This is a genomic window from Ochrobactrum sp. P6BSIII, assembly GCF_014138065.1.
Classification (GTDB): Bacteria; Pseudomonadota; Alphaproteobacteria; order Rhizobiales; family Rhizobiaceae; genus Brucella.
Genome location: NZ_JACGXB010000006.1, coordinates 70,035 through 90,706 on the forward strand (window position 1 = coordinate 70,035; position 20,672 = coordinate 90,706).

Below are 20,672 nucleotides of genomic sequence, written 5' to 3' on the forward strand. Positions count from 1 at the left end.
AAAGCCGGTCAGGAATAGCGGCGCAATACCAGCGAAGCGTTGGTTCCGCCGAATCCGAAGGAGTTCGACAGGGCCACGTCGATCTTGCGTTCACGCGCCTTGTGCGGCACCAGATCGATCTTGGTCTGAACTGCCGGGTTTTCGAGATTGAGCGTCGCAGGCGCAACATTGTCGCGAATGGCCAGCGTCGAAAAAATCGCTTCGGCAGCACCGGCAGCACCCAGAAGATGGCCTATGGACGACTTGGTCGAGGACATGGAAATCTTCGAAGCCGCATCGCCGACCACACGCTCAACAGCGCCGAGCTCGATTGTATCAGCCATGGTCGATGTGCCATGGGCATTGATGTAGTCGATCTGGTCCGGCGTGATTTCAGCGCGCTTGAGAGCTGCAACCATGCAGCGCTCGGCGCCTTCGCCGCTCTCGGTCGGAGCCGTGATGTGATAGGCATCGCCCGACAGGCCGTACCCGATCACTTCGGCATAGATCTTCGCGCCACGCGCCAGCGCGTGTTCGAGTTCTTCCAGAACCACAACGCCAGCACCTTCGCCCATGACGAAGCCGTCACGGTCGTCGTCATAAGGACGCGACGCGGCGGTCGGATCCTCGTTGCGCTTGGTGGAAAGCGCCTTGCAGGCTGCAAAGCCCGCCAGCGAAATGCGGCTCACCGGCGATTCCGTACCACCGGCAACCATCACGTCGGCATCGCCAAAAGCGATCAGACGTGCGGCATCGCCAATGGCGTGCGTGCCCGTTGCGCAGGCGGTAACGACCGAATGGTTCGGGCCGCGCAGATTGTGCTTGATCGACACATGGCCGGAAGCCAGGTTGATCAGGCGGCCAGGAATGAAGAACGGGGAAATACGGCGTGGGCCCTTGTCGCGCAGCGTGTAGCCCGCTTCGACGATGCCTTCGATGCCGCCAATGCCGGAACCGATCAGAACGCCGGTGCGCACCTGATCTTCGTCGCTCTCGGGATGCCAGTTCGCGTCATCCAGTGCCTGATCGGCAGCGCCGACGGCATAGACGATGAACGGATCGACCTTGCGCTGTTCCTTGGGCTCCATATGGAGGTCGGCATTGAACGTGCCGTTGGTACCATCGCCTACCGGAATGCGGCAGGCAATCTGGCAGGCCAGATCGTCAACCTCGAATTCCGTGATGCGGCGAGCCCCGCTTTCGCCAGCCAGAAGCCGCTTCCAGGACTCTTCCACACCGCTTGCAAGCGGTGACACCAGACCGAGACCGGTGATGACGACACGCCTCATATCCACCCCTTAAAACTGTTATGTCACGAGCATCGACCCGCAGGCTTTCACCGGCAGATGCAACGTCCGGGCCTGTTATAAGGGATGATGCTCCAATCGTTAAATCGGAGTCTGCCGCAGGAGCCAGTCGAAACTTGGACGACACTTGGCATCCCGGCAAATTCACTTGAATGCCGAAAACGGCACGCACAGACATCCACAAGACTGTTCTGTACGTTGTAGCTGCTGGCATTCCCGAACGCGAGCGGCTTCTTTGCAAAGGCGCCGCATCCGGCAATGTCAGACTATAGCTCAGAATACAGGCAGGGCCGGGATCCGAAGAGCCCAGCCCTCAACTCTGGTTCTGATTAGGCAGAAGCCTTGTCGATGAACTTCACGGCGTCGCCGACCGTGAGGATCGTTTCTGCAGCGTCGTCAGGAATTTCAACGCCGAATTCTTCTTCGAAAGCCATGACCAGCTCGACGGTGTCGAGGCTGTCTGCGCCGAGATCATCAATGAAGCTTGCGCCTTCCGTGACCTTGTCGGCATCTACGCCCAGATGTTCAACAACGATTTTCTTGACGCGCTCTGCGGTATCGCTCATGTCGGAACCTCGACCTGTGTGTTTGTTGCTCTGCCTTGGTTAGCGGCATGCAGGATTGTAATCAAGTTATAAGATGCCTGTCAGCTTCAAGCGATGTCGCCCGGACAGCCATCCTGTGGATATTCCTTTCGGAACAGGATCGCGGCATTTCCATTAGAAACACCGCAACTCTCGATGGGCGCATTACCACGCTTCTTGGGCGAGGCAAAGCGCCTTTTCCTGTCACGCCCCCGCTATTAAGGTATTTTATACCATAATTCAGGGGGGTGAAGGGGATCAGATCATGGCCATGCCGCCATTGATGTGCAGCGTCTGGCCCGTCACGTAACCGGCCTGATCGCTGGCCAGATAGACCACAGCAGCAGCGATATCAGCGCCCACGCCCATGCGCTTCATGGGAATATTGGCCATGATCGCTTCTTTCTGCTTGTCGTTCAGCTTGTCGGTCATGGCCGATTCGATGAAGCCCGGCGCAATGCAGTTCACCGTCACATTGCGGCTCGCGATTTCCTGCGCCAGCGACTTGGAGAAGCCGATAAGACCCGCCTTCGATGCGCAATAATTTGCCTGACCCGGATTTCCGGTCACGCCGACGATGGAGGTGATGTTGATAATGCGGCCATTGCGGCGGCGCATCATCGGATGGGTCAGCTCACGCGTCAGGTTGAAAACCGAGGTGAGATTGACGTTGAGAACGGCATCCCAGTCTTCATCGCTCATGCGCACGAACAGGCCGTCGCGGGTGATACCGGCATTGTTGACCAGAATATCAACGCCGCCCAGCTCTTCTTCCGCCTTCTGGCCGAGCGCCTTGACGGCTTCGCGGTCCGACAGATTGGCCGGGAAGATGAAAGTACGATCGCCAAGTTCGGCGGCCAGTTCCTTCAGCTTTTCTTCGCGCGTGCCATGCAGGCCGACAATAGCGCCCTGTGCATGGAGCGCGCGAGCAATCGCTTCACCCAGACCGCCGGTCGCACCGGTTACGAGAGCCTTGCGGCCAGTCAGATCAAACATGCGAAATCCCTTTTAAGCGTTGAGAGCAGCAAGCGCTGCTTCGATTTCTTCAGCCGAACCAACGGCAGCGCCAGACACATCCTTGGAGATGCGACGCGCCAGACCGGTCAGAACCTTGCCCGAACCTACTTCATAAAGCGAAGTCACGCCATTGGCGGCAAACCATTCCACGGTTTCGCGCCAGCGCACCTGACCCGTCACCTGCTCAACCAGCAGATCGGCAATTTCGTTGGCGTCGGTCACCGGCGCTGCGCGCACATTGGCGATAAGGGGCACAACCGGATTGTGCTTTTCGACACTGGCCAGCGCTTCGCGCATCGCTTCGGCGGCAGGCGCCATCAGGGTCGAATGGAAGGGTGCGGACACCGGCAGCATGATGGCGCGCTTCGCGCCCTTCTCGGACGCAAGCGAAGCCGCCAGCTCGACCGCAGCCTTGGAACCGGAAATCACCAGCTGGCCGCCGCCATTGTCATTGGCAATCTGAACAGAACCGGAAGCCTTGGCTTCCGTGCAGATCGCTTCAACGTCGCCATGTTCCAGACCAATGATGGCAGCCATCGCGCCTTCACCAACCGGAACAGCCTTCTGCATCGCATTGCCGCGAATGCGCAGGAGACGCGCCGTGTCGGCAAGCGAGAATGTGCCGGCAGCGCAAAGCGCCGAATATTCGCCCAGCGAGTGACCGGCCACGTAGGAAACCTTTTCCTTCAGCGAGAAGCCACGTGCTTCCATGACGCGCAGGACGGCCATCGACACGGCCATCAGCGCAGGCTGTGCATTGGCGGTGAGCGTCAGAACATCTTCCGGGCCTTCGAACATGGTGGCGGACAGCTTTTCGCCGAGCGCTGCGTCCACTTCGTCAAAGACGGCGCGCGCTTCCGCGAACTGTTCGGCCAGGGTCTTGCCCATGCCTACCGCCTGGCTGCCCTGTCCGGGAAAGGTAAATGCTACCGCCATTGATGCCTCATTCTGGTTTTAAGCATATGATAATGTCGAAACCGGTATCCGTTTTCGCCGACATGCCCTGCAATTAATGCACAATTTGGCGCGATGTGCCTTAGCCTTGGGCGAAAAGTCAAGCATTTGTCGGTTTTTCGGGGATATCGCGCTTGCAAACAAGGGGAAAAACACGTAATAGCCGCCCGTTCATTGCTCGGCACCAGCTGGGGGCTGAACGGAGGGCCGTGTCCCTAACTAATGATTTAGTTAGAAATACGTTGGAAGTCATAAGCGCTTCTGCCTCCCGTGTCTCCGCTCTCGACCGTCTCAAGTACGCGTCCTTTCTTCACCGGTTTTCCGGCAAAAGAGAAGTCGCAGGGGCTTAGCCGCTGGTGTCGGCGTGATATAACGAAGAAAGGCAAAGCCAATGGCTCTTTATGAACATGTGCTTCTTGCCCGCCAGGACATTTCCCAGCAGCAGGTCGACGCTCTCGTCGAACAGTACAAGGGTGTCCTCGAAGCTAATGGCGGCAAGGTCGGTAAGGTCGAAGCATGGGGTCTGCGTCCCCTCACCTACCGTATCAACAAGAACCGTAAGGCGTATTATACGCTTCTGAACATCGACGCTCCGGCTGCTGCCGTTGCTGAAATGGAACGTCAGATGCGTATCAATGAAGACGTCCTGCGCTTCATGACCATTCGCGTTGAAGAACACGAAGAAGGCCAGTCGGCTATGCTGACCCGCCGTGACGACCGTCGCGAGCGTGATGGTGATGACCGTCCGCGCCGCCGTGAAGGTGGTTTCGACCGCGGTGATCGTGGCGATCGCGGTGATCGCGGTGATCGCGGCCCACGTCGCCCACGCGACAACGAAGCTGGTGAAGGAGCATAATCATGGTTGATATCAATCAGATCCCGACCCGCCGTCCTTTCCATCGCCGTCGCAAGACGTGCCCGTTCTCCGGCGCAAACGCACCGAAGATCGACTACAAGGACATCAAGCTTCTGCAGCGTTACATTTCCGAACGCGGCAAGATCGTTCCTTCCCGTATTACGGCTGTCAGCCAGAAGAAGCAGCGTGAACTCGCCAAGGCGATCAAGCGCGCTCGTTTCCTCGGCCTGCTGCCTTACGTTGTGAAGTAAGATCGGGTGAAGTAAGACTTCTTCGGGAGGCATTCTCTTCAGAGTTTGCCTCCCGGACCCCCTTTCCTCCATTGCGATGGGCGCGACGGAGTGTACTAAAAACCCAAGTTGAGACGCAGCCCTCGTGCCGTCTCTAACTGCAAAACCGGAATAGCCGGAGCAGGACAGCGAGACTGATGAAATTCAACGGAACCATAGTTGGTGTCGGCATATTGGCGGGGCTTGCCTCGGCATTGATGTCGTCCGGCGTCATTGTCCAGTCGGGCATGGCGATGGTTCTGTATTTCCTGACACCGCTTCCCATTTTCGTTGCGGCACTCGGCTGGGGTTCCACCGCCGGTATCGTTGCAGCAGCCGTCGCAACCGTCGCTGTCGGCGTTTTTGCCGTTCCGATGGCTGCCCTGCTGATGGCGCTGACGAGTTATGTCCCTGCCGCCGTCGGCGCCTATCTGTCCGGTCTTGCGCGTCCCGCCGAAGAACTGGGCGGACCGAAGGACGTGATGGTCTGGTATCCGCTGTCGGATATCGTTTTCCGCCTCGCCTTGATGGTTGCGGTCTCCTTCGTCGTCATCGGTGCAATTCTCGGCTTCGGCCCGGATATGGCGCGGGAACTGGCCAATACGGTTATCGACCGCGTTGCGGAAGCTGACCCACAATTCACCGCCAGCGATGAAATGCGCGACACGATGTCGGCGCTGTTGATGTTCGCCCTTCCGGCGATCCAGCCCGCCACCTGCCTCGCCATTCTGGTCGGTAATCTCTATCTGGCGCTGCGCCTGACCGCCATGTCGGGCCGTCTGCGCCGTCCGCGTGACGATTGGCCCGCAACGCTGCGCATGCCGCGCCCGGCGCTGATCGTTTTCGCAATCGCGCTTGCTGTCGCCTTCTTCTCGGGCGCCGCCGGTCTGGTGGCAACCGTCGTGGTGGGCGCACTCGGCGCAGGCTTCATGATGGCAGGTCTTGCCATCATGCATATGCGCACACGCGGCAAGGTATGGCGCCCGGTGGCGCTGTGGTTTGCCTATCTTGCGATCATTCTCTTCGCATTCCTGCTCTTCGTCTTCATGGTTGTCGGCCTTTTCGATACGTCGCGTGGCGCGCCGATCTCGAAAATTCCGGGCAGCGACAAGAGCACCGATAAACAACAGTAACCCGAATCAAACACTCGAAAGGAAACTCCAATGGAAGTCATTCTTCTGGAACGCATTGGCCGCCTCGGCCAGATGGGCGAAACCGTCAAGGTCAAGGACGGCTATGCCCGTAACTTCCTGCTCCCGCAGGGCAAGGCTCTTCGTGCCAACGAAGCCAACAAGAAGAAGTTCGAAGGCCAGCGCGCTCAGCTCGAAGCCCAGAACCTGGAGCGCAAGAACGAAGCAAGCGCCGTTGCTGAAAAGCTCAGCGGCCAGAGCTTCATCGTTGTGCGTTCGGCTGGTGAAACCGGCCAGCTCTACGGTTCGGTTTCGACCCGCGACATCGCCGACATCATCACCGCAAACGGCTTCACCCTGCACCGCAACCAGGTTGAACTGAACCATCCGATCAAGACGATCGGCCTGCACGAAGTTTCGATTTCGCTGCATCCGGAAGTTCAGGTTGAAGTGACCGTCAACATCGCTCGTTCGAACGAAGAAGCTGAACGTCAGGCAAAGGGTGAAGACCTCACCTCGATCGAAGCCATCTACGGCATCGAAGAAGCCCCGCTTTCGGAAGAAGTCTTCGACGAAGACGAAGAAGCTGAAGACCAGGCTTAATTAGCCACCTATTATCTCCAGAAAGCCTGTTTTCGTAATAGGCGTTCCAATGGTGGTAAACTTTAAATGATCATGCCCGGCGGCCTCCGCCGGGCATTTTCTCTTTCCAGAACGGGAAAACTGCCTATTCTTCTCCTTGGTAATGAATTGGAGAGGGTGCAGACGGAAACGTCCGCGTTGCTTAAGACAGCGTTCCCAAGGCCGGTAGACCTGATGGACCACTGCCTGAAAATCTAATGACAGTGTGGCTCGACAAGAGGATACACAAGCCGCCTGCCATGCAACCGCATGGATGCTACGCCTGCCTCATCCATAAAAGGAGATGGGGCCGATGTATGGAATGATGCGTACTGTTCTTTCGCATATGATTAAAACCGGAGACCTGACGGTCACCGATTCTAGTGGTGCGCGTTCACAGTATGGCGACAAGACCGGTGTGCCGGTTCATATACACTTCAAGACGAAGCACGCCGAGCGCGCCGTAGCGCTCGACCCCGAACTGAAACTCGCCGAATGCTTCATGGACGGCGAGATCGACTTTCTGGACGGTGATATTTACACGCTGCTCCAGATCGTATTCGAAAATACCGGGCCGACCGCCGCGACTGAGCCTTGGATGAAGGCGCTGGCAAAGCTGCGCATTCTGTTCCGCCGCTTCCAGCAGATGAACACGATTGCGCGTTCGTCCGACAATATCAAAAGCCATTATGACCTGTCCGGCGAGCTTTACGACCTGTTTCTCGATCCGGACAAGCAGTATTCCTGCGCCTATTTCGAAACACCAAATGCAACGCTCGCCGAGGCGCAGCTCGCCAAGAAGCGCCATATCGCGGCGAAGCTGCTGGTGAAGGAAGGCCAAAAGGTGCTGGATATCGGCTGCGGCTGGGGCGGCATGGGCCTGTATCTCGCCCGCCACCTCAAGGCCAATGTGACCGGCGTGACCTTGTCGGAAGAACAGCACGGCATCGCCAATCAGCGCGCCGTGGATGAAGGACTTTCGGATCGCGCCAAGTTCGAGCTGACCGACTATCGCAACATTGACGACAAGTTCGACCGGCTGGTTTCGGTCGGCATGTTCGAGCATGTCGGTGTCGGCCATTTTGCGGAATATTTCCAGCATGTGGCGCGACTGATGAAGCCGGACGGCGTGTTCCTGCTGCATGCCATCGGGCGTGCCGACGGGCCGGGCGCGACCAATCCGTTCATCCGCAAATATATCTTCCCGGGCGGCTATATACCCGCTTTGTCTGAAGTGCTGCCGCATATCGAAAAGGCCGGGCTCTATGTCACCGACATCGAAATCCTGCGGCTGCATTATGCGGAAACGCTCAAGGCCTGGCGTGAGGCCTTCATGGCCAATCGCGCGCAGGCCAAGGCGCTTTATGACGAACGCTTCTGCCGCATGTGGGAGTTTTATCTTGCCGCATCGGAAAGCGCTTTCCGCTGGCAGAACATGATGGTGTTCCACATCCAGATTGCGCACCGGCAGGAATCGGTTCCGCTGACGCGCAACTATATCGAAGCGGAAGAAAAACGCCTAAAGCGGCTCGACAGCGCACCAAAGGGGGCCAATAGCGAGGCCCGCGCCGTCAAGAAAAGCATGAATGCCTGATCCGGCAGTCCCGGTTCACGCCATTAAAAAGGGCTGCCGGCGACGGCAGCCCTTTTGCATTCTTTATTCGGCACGTGTCTATTTTCAGTCGGCCTTCGGCACTCCGGCCTCCCATTTGTCCCAATGGGCGACAATGTCATCGACCAGCGGCGAACCGACGAGATAGATATTCTGCACCGTCTCGGCGAAACCGCCTGCCGTCTGACCCGGAGCCGGGTCGAGATGCTGCAAGGTGGTTTCATTCGGGTTACCCTGATCGAAATTCACCGCGCCACGCAGGCTGGCAATACGATCCGTGCCGAACTGGCGCTTGATGACCAGCGTGCTCGCAGCCGCTTCCATTTCGGTCACGAGATAATCATCGGCACCGTAGAGATGCGCGATGTACTGCGCTTCTTTCGACAGGCCCGGGCCATGAAAGAACGTATCGCCGGTCATATGCGTGCCGGTCTTCAGGGATGGCTTGGCCTGCGCGGCCTTGTCCGGATACCGCATGCGGTAGTTCTGGGCTTCCTGCGAATCGCGCAGCTCCACCTTCGAGCCAAGGTGCATGGCAGCGGCAACCAGATCGGGATTGAGCTTGAAGACGCGATAATCCTCATAGCCCTTGCGCGGCATGAAAACCGGCTCACCGGCTTTGCCTTCTTCCGGGGCCCAGCGATGGCCGAGATCGTAATCGACCAGCCAGGTCGCCCAGCTCACATCACCGATGGTGCCGCGTGATGGCGGCGTACCGGCAACGCCCGATAGAATGTAATAGCTCTTCGAGAAATCGAAGGCCGGATCGAGCAGAATGGCCTGCATGCTGGCCGATGAATTGACCTTGCCCATGCCCAGCACCGAGCCGCAGACACCGTCATCATTGCAATAAACCGGCTTCAGCGCGCCTTTCACTTCGATGGGCTTGGCGTCTTTCCAATAGCGCTCATACCACCATTGAAACTCGCCAGCGCGATCGCCGCTGTTCTGCCCGATCTCGAACATGGCCGCGATGAAGACCTTGACCTTGATCGGTTCGGCAGCGGAAGCCTGTGCCGTAAACGATGCGAGATAAGCCAGGCAGGAAAAAAGCCCGGCTGCGATCAGACGATGCCGCATGAATCAACCTTTGCATGAAGGGCCTGCCGCCGGAATCACGCATGATCCGGGGCAGATGAATTTCAGAGATCGAGGCAGAGTAATATCCACCGTTAATCACGGCAACGCCCGTCAAGAACATAGCGTCCATGCGCAGGCGCAAACTGTGAATCAGTGTGAATCATGGTATAGCTTATCCCTTCCAGCAGGAATCATCCGAAGCCGCGTTGCGTTTGGCATCACATGACGGTTAGCTGGCAGCATCAGGGACAGGATCAAGAATCATGGCGGAAGCGGCGGTACGCAAACTCGAGGATGTGCGCGATCAGAAGGACGCACTCTATCGGGAAGCACCACACAATATCGAAGCGGAACAGGCATTGCTGGGCGCAATCCTGATCAACAACGATGCCTTTTACCGCATATCGGACTTTCTGAAGCCGACCCATTTCTTCGAGCCGCTGCACCGCCGTATCTACGAGATCAGCACCGATCTCATCCGCGTCGGCAAAGTGGCCAATCCGATTACGATGAAGACCTTTCTGCCCGAGGGCAAGGTCGGCGATATGACCATATTCCAATATGTGCAGCGTCTGGCCGTCGAGGCCGTGACCGTCATCAATGCTGCGGATTATGGCCGCGCGATCTACGATCTGGCGACCCGCCGCGCGCTGATCGGGATCGGCGAGGACATGGTCAATGTCGCCTATGACGCAGCGGTCGACAACGCACCGCAGGAGCAGATCGAGGACGCCGAACGCCGCCTGTTCGAACTGGCCGAAACCGGCCGTTACGATGGCGGCTTCCTGCCGTTCAAGGATGCCGTGACCACCGCTGTGGACATGGCCAATGCTGCTTTCATGCGCGATGGCCACCTGTCGGGCGTTTCGACCGGCATTCATACGCTGGACGGCAAGATGGGTGGCTTGCAGCCTTCCGACTTGATCATCCTCGCCGGACGTCCAGGCATGGGTAAAACCTCGCTCGCCACCAATATTGCCTTCAACATCGCCAATTCCTATGAGCCGGACCAGCAGGCCGATGGAACGGTAAAAGCCAAGAATGGCGGCGTCGTCGGCTTCTTCTCGCTCGAAATGTCGGCGGAACAGCTCGCAACCCGTATCATTTCCGAGCAGACGGAAGTGTCGTCCTCGAAAATCCGCCGTGGTGATATCACCGAAACCGACTTCGAAAAGCTGGTCGCCTGCTCGCAGGTGATGCAGAAAATCCCGCTCTATATTGACCAGACCGGTGGTATTTCCATCGCGCAGCTGGCCGCCCGCGCCCGTCGTCTCAAGCGTCAGCGCGGCCTTGATGTTCTGGTGATCGACTACGTTCAGCTGATGACCGGCTCGTCGAAGGCCTCGGCACAGAACCGCGTGCAGGAAATCACCGAGATCACCACCGGCCTGAAGGCGCTCGGCAAGGAACTGAACGTTCCGATCATTGCGCTTTCACAGCTCTCGCGTCAGGTGGAAAGCCGCGACGACAAGCGCCCGCAGCTCTCCGATCTTCGTGAATCGGGCTCGATCGAGCAGGACGCCGACGTGGTGCTGTTCGTGTTCCGTGAGGAATATTACGTCAAGAACCTTGAACCGCGCGACGAATTCGACCCGAAATACGAAGAATGGAAGCAGCATTTCGAAAAAGTGCGCGGCACTGCCGATGTCATCATCGCCAAGCAGCGTCACGGACCGACCGGAACGGTCAAGCTCGCCTTCCAGTCCGAATTCACGCGATTTGCAGATCTGGCCGAGGGTTCCTATCTCCCGGAGCAGTATGAATAGTCTTTCTTCGAAAAAGGCGCGTCTCTGATGGCCAAGGCGCGCATTCAGTTCATCTGCCAGAATTGCGGCACAGTGCATACGCGCTGGGCGGGCAAGTGCGATTCCTGTGGCGAGTGGAACACGCTCGTCGAGGAAGGCACCAATAGCGGCATCGGTTCCGGTCCGGGCGCCATGTTGTCGAAGCGCAAGGGTCGCGCCGTCGCGCTGACCTCGCTTTCTGGCGACATTGAAGATGCCCCGCGCATTATTTCCGGCATCAGCGAACTCGATCGGGTGACCGGCGGCGGTTTCGTGCGTGGTTCGGCACTGCTGATCGGTGGCGATCCCGGCATCGGCAAATCCACGCTTCTGACGCAGGCGGCGGCAGCCCTTGCCAATCGCGGCCACCGCATCGTCTATGTTTCGGGCGAAGAAGCCGTCGCGCAGATCCGCCTGCGCGCGCAGCGTCTCGGCGTCGCCACATCGGCGGTGGAGCTTGCCGCCGAAACCAATGTCGAAGACATCATCGCCACCATTTCCGACGGCAAACGCCCCGATCTGGTGATTATCGATTCGATCCAGACCTTGTGGACCGATATGGCGGATTCGGCGCCCGGCACGGTCACGCAGGTGCGTTCCTCCGCGCAGGCGATGATCCGTTACGCCAAGCAGACAGGCGCTGCGGTGGTGCTGGTCGGCCATGTCACCAAGGACGGCCAGATTGCCGGTCCGCGCGTGGTCGAGCACATGGTCGATGGCGTTCTCTATTTCGAAGGCGAAGGCGGGCATCATTACCGCATCCTGCGCACGGTGAAGAACCGCTTCGGCCCCACCGATGAAATCGGCGTTTTTGAAATGTCCGATGGCGGCTTGCGCGAAGTGTCCAATCCGTCCGAGCTTTTTCTCGGCGAACGCAACGAAAAAGCACCGGGAGCTGCGGTTTTCGCTGGCATGGAAGGCACGCGCCCGGTTTTGGTGGAAATTCAGGCCCTTGTCGCCCCCTCCTCTCTCGGCACGCCGCGCCGTGCTGTCGTGGGCTGGGATGGCGGGCGTCTCGCAATGATCCTCGCCGTGCTGGAATCGCATTGCGGGGTGCGTTTTGGCCAGCATGACGTCTATCTGAATGTTGCGGGCGGCTATCGGATCAGCGAACCGGCGGCCGATATTGCGGTTGCCTCGGCGCTTGTTTCCTCGATGGCCGGTATTGCCCTTCCGCCAGATTGTGTTTATTTCGGCGAAATCAGCCTTTCCGGTGCTGTTCGTGCGGTGACGCATGCAGTACAGAGATTGAAGGAAGCAGAGAAACTCGGCTTCCGGCAGGCGGAAGTACCAAGCGGCAGCGGCGAACTCTGGAAAGATCGCAGCTTCCGTCTTATGGAAACAGCCGCCCTGCCCGACCTCGTTGCACGCATTGCCGCGGCGGGTGCCGGAAAGAAGTAGAAATCGGGAATGTGAAGCTGGAAGATTCTGTCAACCTTCCAGTGGTAAGCTTCCGCGTCTTTGACTGCCCTGCGCACCGGAACGCTTGCGCGAAAAACTAAGGACAGGCCAGAATGCCCATAACCATGCTTGATGGAATTCTACTCGGGATAACGCTGGTATCAGCGGTTCTGGCGATGGTGCGCGGTTTTTCCCGCGAAGTACTGTCGCTCGTATCCTGGGCTGCGGCCGCAGCTGCCGCTTTCCTATTCTATAAGCCGGTGCTGCCCTATATAAAGCCCTATATCAACAACGAAACCCTTGCGATGATCGCCGCCATGGCTGCGGTTTTCCTCGTGGTGCTGATCGTCGTTTCGCTGATCACCATGAAGATCGCGGACTTCATCATCGACAGCCGCATCGGCGCGCTCGACCGCACGCTGGGCTTCCTGTTCGGCGCGGCACGCGGTGTTCTGCTGATGGTCGTCGCCATGCTGTTCTTCAACTGGGCGGTGCCGGATAACCAGCCTGCCTGGATCACCAATGCGAAATCGAAGCCGATGCTCGATTCCTTCGGCGAACAGCTGCGCAATCTTCTGCCTGCCGACCCGGAATCGATGGTCGACAAGTTCAAGCCGCAGCGCAACGCACCAGCCACTGGCGAACAGGAAGAAGCGCCTGTTCCGGATGACGCGCCAGCACAGCAATAATCAGCACCTGATTTAAAAAATTGAAACCGGCTTGTGCCGGTTTCATCTGTTTTTGGCCCCAATGAAGGCCTATATGATCAGCTTAACTGACGCGGGTTCAAGGGATCGCTTTCAAAACGGCGTCCTTTCATGTAAATGTTGTTTTTAACAACCCGCAATCGAAAGGCCTTGCGGACAATGTTCCAACAATCGCATGATGAGACTTCCTTTATGCTGGATGACGACACCCTGCATGAAGAGTGTGGTGTATTCGGCATTTTGGGTCATGAGGACGCCGCAGCGCTGACAGCGCTCGGTCTGCACGCCCTCCAGCATCGCGGGCAGGAAGCCGCCGGTATTGTGTCCTATCACAATCGCCGCTTCCACTCCGAACGCCATATGGGCCTCGTCGGGGATCATTTCACCGACGCCGCCACGCTGAACCGCCTGCCCGGCGACCGCGCCATGGGCCATGTGCGCTACTCCACGACCGGCGAAACGATCCTGCGCAATGTGCAGCCGCTTTTCGCTGAACTGGAAGTCGGCGGCATTGCCATTGCCCATAACGGCAATTTCACCAACGGCATTTCGCTGCGCAAACAGCTCATCGCCTCTGGCGCGATCTTTCAGGCGACTTCCGATACGGAAGTCGTTTTGCATTTGATCGCCCGTTCGCGTTTCGCCTCGTCTTCCGACCGTTTTGTGGATGCGATCCGTCAGGTCGAAGGCGGCTACGCCATGCTGGCCCTGACCCGCACCAAGCTGATCGCCGCACGCGATCGGATCGGCATTCGTCCGCTCGTCATGGGCGAACTGGATGGCAAGCCGATTTTCTGCTCGGAAACCTGTGCCCTCGAAATCATCGGCGCGAAATACATTCGCGATGTCGAAAATGGCGAAGTAATCGTCTGCGAAATCCAGCAGGACGGCTCGATCACGACCCAGTCCATCAAGGCGGAAAACCCGCAGCCGGAACGTCTGTGCCTGTTCGAATATGTCTATTTCGCCCGTCCGGATTCGGTTGTCGGCGGACGCAGCGTCTATGTCGCACGCAAGAATATGGGCATCGAACTGGCTGGTGAAGCCGGTGTCGAAGCCGATGTCATCGTGCCGGTGCCCGATGGCGGCACGCCTGCGGCGCTTGGCTTTGCGCAGGCAAGCGGCATTCCATTCGAATATGGCATCATCCGCAACCATTATGTCGGGCGCACCTTCATCGAGCCGACCCAGCAGATTCGCGCCTTGGGTGTGAAGCTGAAGCATTCGGCCAATCGCGCCATGATTGAAGGCAAGCGTGTTGTGCTGGTGGATGATTCCATCGTGCGCGGTACCACTTCGGTCAAGATCGTGCAGATGATGCGCGATGCCGGCGCAAAGGAAGTGCATATGCGCGTGGCAAGCCCGATGATCTATCATCCGGATTTCTACGGTATCGACACGCCGCATGCCGACAAGCTTCTCGCCAACCAGCATGAAGATCTGGAATCCATGTGCCGTTACATCGGCGCGGATTCGCTGGCCTTCCTGTCTATCGACGGTCTCTACAAGGCAGTCGGCGGCAAGCCGCGTGACCCGAACGCGCCTGCCTTCACGGATCACTATTTCACGGGCGATTACCCGACCCGCCTTCTCGATCAGGAAGGCGAAAGCAACATCCACACGCTGTCGCTGCTGGCCAGCAACGGCTAACGCAAATTCGCGAACTGGGCGGCCTGCGGGCCGCTCCAATCCTTCACATAAAAAGTCATTGGGGACGGAATGACAATCGACCTTACGGGCCGGCTGGCCTTGGTAACGGGCGCATCGCGCGGCATTGGGTATTTTCTTTCACTGGAACTGGCAAAACGCGGCGCGCATGTGATCGCCGTTGCGCGTACTGTCGGCGGTCTTGAAGAGCTGGACGACGATATTCGCAAGCTCGGCGGCAGCGCGACTTTGGTGCCGCTCGACATCACCGATATGGAAGCCATCGACCGCCTTGGCGGCTCGATCCACGAGCGCTGGGGCAAGCTGGATATCATGGTCGCCAATGCGGGCGTGCTGGGCACCATCTCGCCGATCGGCCATGTTGAAGCAAAGACCTTCGAAAAAGTCATGAATGTCAACGTGACGAGCGTCTGGCGTCTGATCCGCTCGACAGACCCGCTGCTGCGTCTTTCCGATGCCGGACGCGCCATTCTGCTTTCATCCGGCGTTGCGCATAGCTGCCGCGCCTTCTGGGGTCCCTATGCTGCCTCCAAGGCGGCTGTCGAGGTCATGGCCCGCAGCTGGGCTGAAGAGACCAAGCAGATGGCCCTCAACATCAATTCGGTCAATCCCGGCGCAACCCGCACCGCCATGCGCGCGCAGGCCATGCCCGGCGAAGACCCGGACACTCTGCCGACACCGCAGGAAGTGGCCGAAAAGATCGTCAAGCTTGCCGATCCGGCGCTCGACGTCACAGGCAAGCTGTTCGACGTCCGTCAGGACCGCTTCCTCGATTATCCTATGCCGTCGTAATGCTCTTAGAGCCTGAATCAAAAAGCGGCATGTGTGTGCGAAAATGGTGATTTTCGAGTACCGGAGCGGAGCGTACTATTAGTACGTGAGCACCGGAATGTAGAAAATTGCCATTTGCAGCCACACAGGGCGACTTTTGGAACAGGCTCTTAGGCTGGCCTTGTCAATCGCAAGGCCAGCGTTATTTTATAAATACTTGCCCCCTCGCCGCCTTGTCTTCGGCTTTTTTAGCGGGCTTTTCCCCTCTCCCCTCCCAAAGAAATCCATCGTCACCGGCATGCGCTTTCGCACGCCGCAACGCAATTCATTGTCTGGAGAACAGAATGGCTGACAACCAAGCACGTTACCTCGTCATCAGCGGCGGCCCCGGATCGGGCAAGAGCACGCTGATCGATGCGCTCGAACAGCGAGGTTTTGCGCGTACCGTGGAAGCCGGGCGCGCCATCATTCAGGATCAGGTTGCCATCGGTGGCACGGCTCTGCCCTGGGACGACCGCGCGCTCTTTGCCGAGCTCATGTTGTCGTGGGAAATGCGGTCACATCGCTTGGCACAGCGCCACTCTGGGCCGGTCTTCTTCGATCGCGGCGTGCCGGATGTGATCGGTTATCTTTCGCTCTGCAGCTTGCCCGTGCCTTCGCATATGGAAGCGGCTGCGCAGCAGATTCGTTATAACAAAACAGTGTTTCTCGCCCCGCCATGGCCGGAGATTTTCGGGCAGGATGCCGAGCGCAAACAGGATTTCGATGAGGCTGTGCGAACATTCACAGCGATGGAAACAACCTATCGCCGGTTCGGATATGAAATCGCGCTCCTGCCGAAAGCTTCGGTCGAGGAGCGCGTTGAGTTCATTCTGACAAAAATGCCGTCAGTTGTCTTCTGACGCAGACGGCTTTTCTTCTTCGCTATCGGCCGCCGGTTCTTCTGCCGCTTTACGATCCGCAGCCTCGCGGCGGTTCCAAGCAGCAAGGCTGAACGGCAGGAAAGCCAGATAGACCAGAGCCGTCAGGCTGAGCGTCTGCCATGTGAAGCTCATCAGGAACGCCACGTAGACGACCACGCAGAGGATCAGCGGCATGACGATATCGCGGCGCACGAGGCTGCCCGCCGATTTGCCATTATAGACCGGCAGGCGGCTGACCAGCAGGAACGCGATAGCCACTGTATAAATGGCAACGCCGAAGGCCAGCCCGCGCGAAGGCGTCAGGCCGAGGAAACCGAGATAAACCGGCAGCAGCACCAGCATGGCGCCAGCGGGCGCAGGCACGCCGATGAAATAATTGCTCTGCCAGGCAGGCCGGTTCGGGTCTTCCAGCATCACATTGAAGCGCGCCAGACGAAGGCAGCAGGCAATCGCATAGAGAAGACCGGCAATCCAGCCGAAGGAACGCGCCTGATCCAGCATGAATGCGTAGAGCACCAGCGCGGGCGCAACGCCGAAATTGACGATATCGGCGAGTGAATCCATCTGCTCGCCGAATTTCGACGAGCCTTTCATCATGCGCGCGACACGTCCGTCGATGCCGTCTAGAAATGCGGCGACCAGCACCATGGCGACGGCCAGTTCAAAGCGGTTTTCAAAGGCAAGACGAATGCCGGTCAGACCGGCACAGATGGCCAGAACCGTGATGAGGTTCGGAATAACGATACGCAGTGGTATCTGCGACAGCTTTGGGCCGCGGGATGAATCCACGCGGCCATTGGGCTCAAAAGGCGGAAAGGGTGTTCCCATGGTCTATGCAATCCGGACAACGGGTTCGCTGCGGTTGCTGCCGTAATCGGCAAGCACCGTTTCACCGGCAACAGCCGTCTGGCCCACGGCAACGCGAACCGTCGCATCGGCAGGCAGATAAACGTCAACGCGGGAACCGAAGCGAATAAGGCCGAAACGCTCGCCAACCGACAGATCGTCATCCTGGCTCGACCAGCACACGATGCGGCGCGCCACCAGACCGGCGATCTGCACCACGCCGACCTTGCCATGCGGGCTCTCGATCAGAACACTGTTGCGTTCATTTTCGGTGCTGGCTTTGTCCAGTTCCGCATTGAGGAACTTGCCCGGGCGATGCTCGACCTTGACGATCTGACCACGAACCGGCGAACGGTTGATGTGCACGGAAAAGACATTCATGAACACGGAAACGCGCATCAGCGGCTCGAGGCCCAGATCAAGCTCCGCAGGCGGAATAGCCGGACCGACGAAAGAGACCTTGCCGTCAGCCGGGCTGATGACGAGCTCGTCGTCCATCGGCGTCACGCGTTCGGGATCGCGGTAGAAATAGATGCACCAGACTGTGAGCACCATACCGATCCAGAACAGCGGGTTCCACAACCAGCCAAGGATCAGCGAAACCACGAAGAAGCCCGCTATGAACGGATAGCCTTCCCGGTGAATCGGCACAAAAGTGTTGCGGATAGTGTCAGTCAGGCTCATCGCTTGTTCCTCGTATTTAGAGCGCATCCGATCTGGCTTCACCAGACCGGCGCTCTAAATCGTTGCTCGGGCCGCATTTATGCGACGCCAAATGTTCCCATTTGGCCGCAAGATGCTTTAGCCGTATGTAGCGCATGACTCCCGGAATCTCAAAATGCATTTCGCAATTTATGCACGACTGTCAGGTGGCGTGATCACTCCGCCGCAGGCGTACCGCGCACGACCACGCCCATATCGTCGCTCTCGCGAACCTGACGCAGGCGCTCTTCGGCCTCGTCGGCCTCGCGCTGACGATCCCACATCGAGGCATACAGGCCCTTGTGCTTCAGAAGCTGGCGATGCGTGCCGCGCTCGGCGATCAAACCGTCCTTGAGCACGATGATTTCATCCGCACCAATGACCGTCGAAAGACGGTGCGCGATAACCAGTGTCGTGCGGCCACGGCTGACAATATCCAGCGCTGACTGGATTTCCTGCTCCGTCGCCGTATCCAGCGCCGAGGTCGCTTCGTCAAGGATCAGGATCGGCGGCGCTTTCAGGATCGTGCGTGCGATCGCAACGCGCTGCTTTTCACCGCCCGAAAGTTTCAGCCCGCGCTCGCCGACCATGGCCTTGTAGCCATCCGGCAGATGCTGGATGAAACGGGAGATCTGCGCCATTTCAGCCGCCTTCTCCACCTCTTCCTCGGTCGCATCCGTGCGGCCATAGCGGATATTATAGGCGATGGTGTCGTTGAACAGCACCGTATCCTGCGGGACCATGCCGATGACCTTGCGCAGGCTTTCCTGCGTCACGTCGCGCACATCCTGCCCGTCGATGGTCACCGAACCCGACTGGATATCGTAAAAGCGGAACAGCAGCCGCGAGATCGTGGACTTGCCTGCGCCCGAAGGCCCGACAATCGCCACCGTCTTGCCTGCCGGAACCTCGAAGCTGATGCCCTTGAGGATCGGACGGTTGGAATCATAGGCAAAGTGCACGTCATCAAAGCGGATCGCGCCCTTGTCAACCTGCAGCGGCTTGGCGCCCGGCTTGTCGCTCACTTCCTGCTTCACATCGAGCAGGTCGAACATCTGTTCGATATCGGTCAGACCCTGACGGATTTCGCGATAGATGAAACCAATGAAGTTGAGCGGAATGGAAAGCTGCATCAACAGCGCATTGATGAACACGAAGTCGCCGATGGATTGCGTTCCGGCGCGCACTTCCAGTGCCGACATCACCATGACAATCGCCATGCCCACGCCGAAGATCACTGCCTGACCGAAGTTCAGCCAGCCGAGCGAGGTCCAGGTCTGGGTCGCAGCTTTTTCATAACGCGCCATGGAAGCATCGAAGCGCTTGGCTTCCATCGTCTCATTGCCGAAATACTTCACCGTTTCGAAGTTCAGCAGGGAGTCGATGGCCTTGGTATTGGCATCCGTATCGGAATCGTTCATCTCGCGACGGATGTTGATGCGCCAGTCGCTCGCCTTGATGGTGAACCACGTATAGAACCAGACCGTCGCCGCCACGACCACCAGATAGGAAATGCCGTAGGAGACCGCGAAGATCACCGCCGTCATCGCAAATTCCAGAATGGTCGGCAGCGTGTTGAGAATAGTGAAGCGGACGATGGTTTCGATGCCCTTCGTGCCGCGCTCGATCACGCGTGAAAGACCGCCCGTGCGCCGCTCAAGATGAAAGCGCAGCGAAAGCTGGTGCATATGCACGAATGTGCGATAGGCGAGCTGACGCACCGCATATTGGCCGACACTGGCGAACAAGGCGTCGCGCAGCTGGTTGAGACCGGCCTGCACGATCCTCGATCCGTTATAGGCCACCACGAGCATGACCGCACCGGTCAGGAAAAGCGGCACATAGCCCGGCGCATGCAACTGTCCGTTCAGCGCATTCGTCGCCCATTTGAAGAAATAGGGAACGAGAATGAGAACGATCTTCGAAATAACCAGATAGAACGTCGCCCACACCACGCGCATGCGCAGGTCCGGCCTGTCCTCCGGCCACATATAGGGCCAGAGATTGCGCAGTGTCTTGAATGTTTCGCCGGATTCGGCAGAAACCGTTTTGGAGGAACTCATCAGGCGTTCTTTCGGGTCAGATCATAACGTGCAACAACCACCGGCGAATGCGGCAAGGTGGGTGCGAATGGCATTGATTTGCTGCCAGTTGACGCTGTAGCGCGAAGACTGGCGTTCGGGTCGATAGTCGATCAGCCTTGCGGTCACGAGAACCTTCAAATGCTGGGAAACGGTGGATTGGGCGAGATCAAGCCTGCCGACAATATCCTTGCAGCAGCAGGCGTCCTCAAGGATCAGCTGCCGTAAAATGGCGATACGCACGGGATGGCCCAGCGCAGCATAAATCCGCGCGGCATCCTCGTCGCCTTTCGCCATCGAGCCAAGATCGGCTGCGGCCTGATCATTCATGGAAATCTTCATCGTATATCGACGATATACGATTATACCTTAAAGCACAA

At 58.3% G+C, this 20,672-nt stretch carries 20 protein-coding genes; 11 read left to right on the top strand and 9 right to left on the bottom strand.

Going from position 1 to position 20,672, the window contains the following annotated elements:
• Positions 1–8: 8 nt before the first annotated feature.
• The 4 genes from fabF to fabD form a co-directional block, all read right to left on the bottom strand.
• A complete protein-coding gene (gene fabF, locus FHW00_RS10075; RefSeq protein WP_078338059.1) occupies positions 9–1,268 on the bottom strand; it encodes a beta-ketoacyl-ACP synthase II in 1,260 nt (419 codons plus the stop codon).
• A gap of 347 nt (positions 1,269–1,615) precedes the next feature.
• Positions 1,616–1,852: an acyl carrier protein gene (locus tag FHW00_RS10080; protein WP_002963616.1), complete on the bottom strand. Its 237-nt coding sequence runs from the start codon at positions 1,850–1,852 to the stop codon at positions 1,616–1,618.
• A 276-nt stretch (positions 1,853–2,128) separates the two neighbouring features.
• A complete protein-coding gene (fabG, locus tag FHW00_RS10085; RefSeq protein ID WP_078338058.1) occupies positions 2,129–2,866 on the bottom strand; it encodes a 3-oxoacyl-[acyl-carrier-protein] reductase in 738 nt (245 codons plus the stop codon).
• Between the two features lie 12 nt (positions 2,867–2,878).
• Complete coding sequence (gene fabD, locus FHW00_RS10090) at positions 2,879–3,823, bottom strand: ACP S-malonyltransferase (RefSeq protein WP_078338057.1); 945 nt, start codon at positions 3,821–3,823, stop codon at positions 2,879–2,881.
• 409 nt (positions 3,824–4,232) lie between these two features.
• On the opposite strand from fabD, the gene rpsF reads away from it, so the two are divergent.
• From rpsF to FHW00_RS10115, 5 genes are all read left to right on the top strand, one after another.
• Positions 4,233–4,697, top strand: coding sequence for a 30S ribosomal protein S6 (gene rpsF / locus FHW00_RS10095; RefSeq protein WP_078338056.1), 465 nt, complete (start codon positions 4,233–4,235; stop codon positions 4,695–4,697).
• Positions 4,698–4,699: 2 nt separating this feature from the next.
• The gene (rpsR, locus tag FHW00_RS10100; RefSeq protein ID WP_006466219.1) at positions 4,700–4,948 is read left to right on the top strand and encodes a 30S ribosomal protein S18; all 249 of its coding nucleotides are present in this window, start codon (positions 4,700–4,702) and stop codon (positions 4,946–4,948) included.
• A 176-nt stretch (positions 4,949–5,124) separates the two neighbouring features.
• Positions 5,125–6,099 carry a DUF2232 domain-containing protein gene (locus FHW00_RS10105; protein WP_113534703.1) on the top strand — a complete coding sequence of 325 codons (975 nt, stop codon included), beginning with the start codon at positions 5,125–5,127 and terminating at the stop codon, positions 6,097–6,099.
• Positions 6,100–6,129: 30 nt separating this feature from the next.
• Entirely contained in the window at positions 6,130–6,699 is a 570-nt protein-coding gene (rplI, locus tag FHW00_RS10110) for a 50S ribosomal protein L9 (protein ID WP_078338055.1), read from the top strand.
• Positions 6,700–7,030: 331 nt separating this feature from the next.
• Positions 7,031–8,311 carry an SAM-dependent methyltransferase gene (locus FHW00_RS10115; RefSeq protein ID WP_078338054.1) on the top strand — a complete coding sequence of 427 codons (1,281 nt, stop codon included), beginning with the start codon at positions 7,031–7,033 and terminating at the stop codon, positions 8,309–8,311.
• 84 nt (positions 8,312–8,395) lie between these two features.
• Here FHW00_RS10115 and FHW00_RS10120 read toward each other — a convergent pair whose 3' ends face one another.
• Complete coding sequence (locus tag FHW00_RS10120) at positions 8,396–9,409, bottom strand: purine-nucleoside phosphorylase (protein ID WP_078338053.1); 1,014 nt, start codon at positions 9,407–9,409, stop codon at positions 8,396–8,398.
• Between the two features lie 263 nt (positions 9,410–9,672).
• On the opposite strand from FHW00_RS10120, the gene FHW00_RS10125 reads away from it, so the two are divergent.
• The 6 genes from FHW00_RS10125 (at position 9,673) to FHW00_RS10150 (ending at position 16,642) form a co-directional block, all read left to right on the top strand.
• Positions 9,673–11,175, top strand: coding sequence for a replicative DNA helicase (locus FHW00_RS10125; RefSeq protein WP_078338052.1), 1,503 nt, complete (start codon positions 9,673–9,675; stop codon positions 11,173–11,175).
• Positions 11,176–11,202: 27 nt separating this feature from the next.
• The gene (gene radA, locus FHW00_RS10130; protein WP_078338051.1) at positions 11,203–12,594 is read left to right on the top strand and encodes a DNA repair protein RadA; all 1,392 of its coding nucleotides are present in this window, start codon (positions 11,203–11,205) and stop codon (positions 12,592–12,594) included.
• A 113-nt stretch (positions 12,595–12,707) separates the two neighbouring features.
• A complete protein-coding gene (locus tag FHW00_RS10135) occupies positions 12,708–13,283 on the top strand; it encodes a CvpA family protein (RefSeq protein ID WP_078338050.1) in 576 nt (191 codons plus the stop codon).
• 177 nt (positions 13,284–13,460) lie between these two features.
• On the top strand, positions 13,461–14,951 hold the full coding sequence (gene purF, locus FHW00_RS10140; RefSeq protein WP_078338049.1) for an amidophosphoribosyltransferase: 1,491 nt from the start codon (positions 13,461–13,463) through the stop codon (positions 14,949–14,951).
• Between the two features lie 69 nt (positions 14,952–15,020).
• Complete coding sequence (locus FHW00_RS10145; protein ID WP_078338048.1) at positions 15,021–15,761, top strand: SDR family NAD(P)-dependent oxidoreductase; 741 nt, start codon at positions 15,021–15,023, stop codon at positions 15,759–15,761.
• Between the two features lie 323 nt (positions 15,762–16,084).
• Entirely contained in the window at positions 16,085–16,642 is a 558-nt protein-coding gene (locus FHW00_RS10150) for an AAA family ATPase (protein WP_078338047.1), read from the top strand.
• Here the strand turns inward: FHW00_RS10150 and pssA are convergent.
• The 4 genes from pssA to FHW00_RS10170 all read right to left on the bottom strand — a co-directional run bounded on the left by pssA (position 16,628) and on the right by FHW00_RS10170 (position 20,622).
• Positions 16,628–17,491, bottom strand: coding sequence for a CDP-diacylglycerol--serine O-phosphatidyltransferase (gene pssA, locus FHW00_RS10155; protein ID WP_078338046.1), 864 nt, complete (start codon positions 17,489–17,491; stop codon positions 16,628–16,630). The genes FHW00_RS10150 and pssA overlap by 15 nt on opposite strands.
• A gap of 3 nt (positions 17,492–17,494) precedes the next feature.
• The gene (locus tag FHW00_RS10160; protein ID WP_078338045.1) at positions 17,495–18,220 is read right to left on the bottom strand and encodes a phosphatidylserine decarboxylase; all 726 of its coding nucleotides are present in this window, start codon (positions 18,218–18,220) and stop codon (positions 17,495–17,497) included.
• Between the two features lie 167 nt (positions 18,221–18,387).
• Positions 18,388–20,274 (bottom strand): ABCB family ABC transporter ATP-binding protein/permease, encoded by a 1,887-nt coding sequence (locus tag FHW00_RS10165; RefSeq protein ID WP_078338044.1) that lies wholly within the window; start codon positions 20,272–20,274, stop codon positions 18,388–18,390.
• 21 nt (positions 20,275–20,295) lie between these two features.
• Complete coding sequence (locus FHW00_RS10170; protein ID WP_445557896.1) at positions 20,296–20,622, bottom strand: ArsR/SmtB family transcription factor; 327 nt, start codon at positions 20,620–20,622, stop codon at positions 20,296–20,298.
• Positions 20,623–20,672 lie beyond the last annotated feature (50 nt).